The sequence below is a fragment of the Pseudoalteromonas sp. T1lg24 genome (assembly GCF_002964745.1).
Classification (GTDB): domain Bacteria; phylum Pseudomonadota; class Gammaproteobacteria; order Enterobacterales; family Alteromonadaceae; genus Pseudoalteromonas; species Pseudoalteromonas spongiae.
The window spans coordinates 1-4,261 of the sequence record NZ_PQCB01000018.1; the positions used below are offsets into that span (position 1 = coordinate 1).

A 4,261-nucleotide genomic window follows, 5' to 3' on the forward strand; every position below is an offset into this window, starting at 1 on the left:
AGTAAGTGGCGTCCCCTAGGGGATTCGAACCCCTGTTACCGCCGTGAAAGGGCGGTGTCCTAGGCCTCTAGACGAAGGGGACAACATGGTATTGTCACTAGGACTGGTTATTTTCACTCTTACCATACGAGCTTTAATGACTCACCCCACTCTTTTAACACTAAGCTTAAAAGTAAGTGGCGTCCCCTAGGGGATTCGAACCCCTGTTACCGCAGTGAAAGGGCGGTGTCCTAGGCCTCTAGACGAAGGGGACAACATGGTGTTGTCACTAGGACTGGTTATTTTCACTCTTACCATACGAGCTTTTATGACTCACCCCACTCTTTTAAAACTAAGCTTAAAATTAAGTGGCGTCCCCTAGGGGATTCGAACCCCTGTTACCGCAGTGAAAGGGCGGTGTCCTAGGCCTCTAGACGAAGGGGACAACATGGTGTTGTCACTAGGACTGGTTATTTATACTCAAACCATAAGAGTTATTGGTGGAGCTATGCGGGATCGAACCGCAGACCTCCTCGCTGCCAGCGAGGCGCTCTCCCAGCTGAGCTATAGCCCCAAACTGCACCTTCAAGAGATAACTCGTGTATCGCTGAAGACGGGGCGCATTTTATGGAGCTAGCAAAACAAAGTCAACATTTTTTTAAGCATAGTGCATTGTTCGCACCATTTTTAATCAAGATGCACACTTGTTCACCAAGATTGTGATTTTTCGACCTGTTTCAACAGCCTAGCTATCAATATTTATACAAATAATTGACGCTAATATAGTCGCACCAAAGTAGATTTAACGGCGATATCCTGATAAAACCAAAATTTCCCTTGTTTTTCTACACCTGCCAATATCGCGCTTTCATCTGCCCAGATTGTTTCAAATTCTGCTGTGCGTGGGTTTATACGAATTACAATGTAGCCTTCTGCCTTTTTAATACTGGCAAACAAATCTTCACCATCACTAAAAAGATCATCCACCGTATTATCAGGAGTCGTTAACAGTGTATTGACTTGCCCTTTTTTATTTCGTTGTTTAATCGTGTCGTTACTTTCAACAAAGTAAATATTGCCATTATCATCACCCGTTACACAACTCGCTTGCTCATTACCTAGCTGAGTAACTTCAAACGAATCTAATGAAAGTGTACTTGGGTACGTTTTGCCATTAATCAACTGGTGAACTAATAGTGTATTTTGTTGCGGTAAAAATTGCCTAATAAACACTGAATGCGAAAGCGAGTGTATTTGTTTTACCGAGTTACCGTCATTAATAACTAACTGCTTGCCCAACGAGTAGATAAATGCATCATCAGACAACCAAGTAAAACCGTTTAAATGCTGCCCTTTATTCAGCTCGGCTAAGACTGTTAATTCATTATTGCGAGATCGATACAGCGCCTGCTCACCAGAGAAGTCTGATGAAAAAAGTATATCCCCACTACTATTTGATATTGGCATTAAATTCGCACCAGCCAAATCAATTCTTTTAAACGTAGTAGGGTTTTCGTTAACTGATTTAAGCGCAAGCACTACATTTAAATGTGTGTGTTCAATTAAAATTGCGTCACCGTGTTTATCAAACTGCGCTTGGGTAATCATTTTGTTCGTTGCATATGGCAATACTTCAATTTTGCCACGTTCAACATCCAAAAGCATAAGTTGGGTATTTTTAGCGAGTAATAGTTGTAAGCCGCTTGCATGCCAATCAAGTGATGTGTAATTACCCACATCTTGAAAAATACGCTCTTTGTTTTTGGTTTTAAAATTGATAATTGAAACCGCTTTGCGCATTTGCCCTTCATCGGTCAATACCGCAACCTTTTCTTGATCTTGCGAGACTGAAAAACTAATCACACCTTTCGCATTTTCAAATGCTGAAAATGTGTGCAACTTAGCAGCTTTATCATCAAATACGGTTATTTGATTCAAATGAGCAATATAAATGCGCTGCCCAACACTTTTAGGCGCTACATTCATTAAATACTCAACACTAAATAACTGGTTTGCTTGTCCCAAATGATTTAACACAAAAACATCAGTACCTTGATGATTGTTGCGCGCTGTAAATGCAGGTTGACCTTTAAACCAAAATGTATGAGTTATTTTTTGCGGCGTATTAAAAATTTCACTTTCATTCACGCCATTTTTTAACCATAACGCTGATCCTAAGTCGCCCTCTTTAACAAATAGCATTTCATTGGCATTTCTATTTTGTGAAAACGCAAACGCATTCTGTTGTTTGTGTGACAGTGGTGATAATGATGTGAAGTGCATAGGTGCTAAATGTTGCTTTTTATATACATGAGCGACAACCCCCACAATAAAAAACACTAAAACACTTATCGCCAAAAGAAATAGTTTTATCCGATTCCCACTAAATTTTGCGGCCTCTTCTTTTAAGCAATAGCCTTTTTTAGGATAGGTAATTAAATAGTTCGCAGTTGCCGCTTGTTCATTAAGGGCTTTGCGAATAAGTGCAATCGCTCTTTGTATCAAGCTAGCGTTAAAAACTCGCCCCGGCCATACCTGGTTAAAAATATCCTCGCTGCTTATTACTTTACCTTGGTTATGATAAAGCAACTCAAGTACCGCCATTACTTTAGGTTCGAGTTCACTTATTCCACTTGTTGTAACAACCTCACAGCGAGAAAAATCAAACTGAAAGGTATGGTAACTATACTGCTGAGAATCGTGCATAATACGGTGCAGCCCTGCCCTAAGTAAAACTTAAGCTATTCTAAAGGCCTGAATCCTTGTGTTTTTTTGTTCAACTGACAAAGTTGTTCGACTTTAACACACAAGGACAATCCAATGAAAACTGCGCTTTATTGTTTCCTATTGCTTTTAAGCATAAGCACTTTTGCAGAAGTGAATAACGAATCTTTCACCTCAAAGGCACTAAATACACAGGTTACTTTTAAGGTAAGTGTTCCCACATCATATGGCACACGCCTGAACCAGTCCTACCCAGTAATTTACGTATTGCATGGGCAATGGGATTTTATGCTTGTTCAATCCATCAGCGATACATTAAAAAATGAAATACCCGAGTTTATTATTGTGCAAGTCATTGGCAAAGGTGCGCAATTGCAACCTAATGACGCTAACATAAATGAAAATGCACGCTTATTTAGGCAACACTTCACCTCTGAGCTTATTCCGTATATAAAGAACAATTACCGCACCGCAGATTATTCAATATTAATTGGTCATTCAAATGCGGGGCGCTTTGCGATGGAACAGTTTTTAACAAAAAGCCCATTATTTAACGATTACTTTGTCTTTAGCCCTTCACTTGACGATGGTTATATTGTTTCACTTGCTCAATCGGTAACATCGTTAAAAGCGCACCTGTTTTTGAGCATTGCAAATGAAGGTGAACATATGCAACAACCATTTAATTCGTTGGTTACTATGTTAGAAAAACACCCATCTTTGTCGCTCACAAACGAAAAGTATGCCCAATATAGTCACCAATCAAGTAAGGTAATCGCCCTAGTAAACGCATTTCAAACACGCTTTTCACACTGGCAAGCCAATTATGAAACAAAAATTGCTGGATTAGCGCCGTTACTAGCACACTACAGTGCGCTGCAAAAGGAGTTCGGCTTTCAAGTATTACCCAGCAAAGATGACCTTATTCGCTTACTCGCTTATTTCGCAGTAAATAATAATGGCCAAGAGGTCACCAAAATCCATGATTATTTAATTGCCCATTACTCAACTGCTGCAGAATCAATAACAGAAATCGAGCAATATCTTGAAAAAGAAGGCTACCAAAGCGCAGCTAAACTAATAAATTCATCGCGATTGCAGTAAAAACTCACTTTTTTGTCGACTGCCAGTAGAATTTCAAGTGTTAGGCGCACAAAAAACAGCCCGAAAACGTAATTTAAGCGCTAACACTTGCTCTAAAAGCACTCAAGGCGTTTGACATTTATCCAAGTTGTTCATTTTAAGGCCACTTAACACATTTTTGTGAAAACAAGTATTGACTATAGTTGAACTAAATCTATAATAGCGCCCCACAACAACGCAGCAATGTGTTGTTATTCTAAAGCGGGTCGTTAGCTCAGTTGGGAGAGCATCGCCCTTACAAGGCGAGGGTCACTGGTTCAAGTCCAGTACGACCCACCACTTTAGAAATGACTATTTGGGGTCGTTAGCTCAGTTGGGAGAGCATCGCCCTTACAAGGCGAGGGTCACTGGTTCAAGTCCAGTACGACCCACCATTTAGTCACAGTTTTGCATGGGTCGTTAGCTCAGTTGGGAG

Annotated in this window: 2 protein-coding genes and 6 tRNA genes; 3 read left to right on the forward strand and 5 right to left on the reverse strand. The window is 40.2% G+C overall.

Annotated features, from left to right (window positions below; translation table 11 throughout):
- Positions 1-6: 6 nt before the first annotated feature.
- From C2M30_RS10960 to C2M30_RS10980, 5 genes are all read right to left on the reverse strand, one after another.
- Positions 7-82: transfer RNA gene (locus tag C2M30_RS10960), tRNA-Glu, on the reverse strand.
- A 95-nt stretch (positions 83-177) separates the two neighbouring features.
- Positions 178-253: transfer RNA gene (locus C2M30_RS10965), tRNA-Glu, on the reverse strand.
- Positions 254-348: 95 nt separating this feature from the next.
- Positions 349-424 (reverse strand) — tRNA-Glu (locus tag C2M30_RS10970).
- Positions 425-477: 53 nt separating this feature from the next.
- Positions 478-553: transfer RNA gene (locus C2M30_RS10975), tRNA-Ala, on the reverse strand.
- A 203-nt stretch (positions 554-756) separates the two neighbouring features.
- Positions 757-2,685 (reverse strand): winged helix-turn-helix domain-containing protein, encoded by a 1,929-nt coding sequence (locus C2M30_RS10980; protein WP_105171662.1) that lies wholly within the window; start codon positions 2,683-2,685, stop codon positions 757-759.
- A gap of 114 nt (positions 2,686-2,799) precedes the next feature.
- Between C2M30_RS10980 and C2M30_RS10985 the strand changes: the two genes are divergently transcribed.
- The 3 genes from C2M30_RS10985 (at position 2,800) to C2M30_RS10995 (ending at position 4,220) form a co-directional block, all read left to right on the forward strand.
- Complete coding sequence (locus tag C2M30_RS10985; protein ID WP_105171663.1) at positions 2,800-3,807, forward strand: alpha/beta hydrolase; 1,008 nt, start codon at positions 2,800-2,802, stop codon at positions 3,805-3,807.
- 242 nt (positions 3,808-4,049) lie between these two features.
- Positions 4,050-4,125, forward strand: a tRNA-Val gene (locus C2M30_RS10990).
- Positions 4,126-4,144: 19 nt separating this feature from the next.
- Positions 4,145-4,220: transfer RNA gene (locus tag C2M30_RS10995), tRNA-Val, on the forward strand.
- The last annotated feature ends 41 nt before the right edge of the window (positions 4,221-4,261 follow it).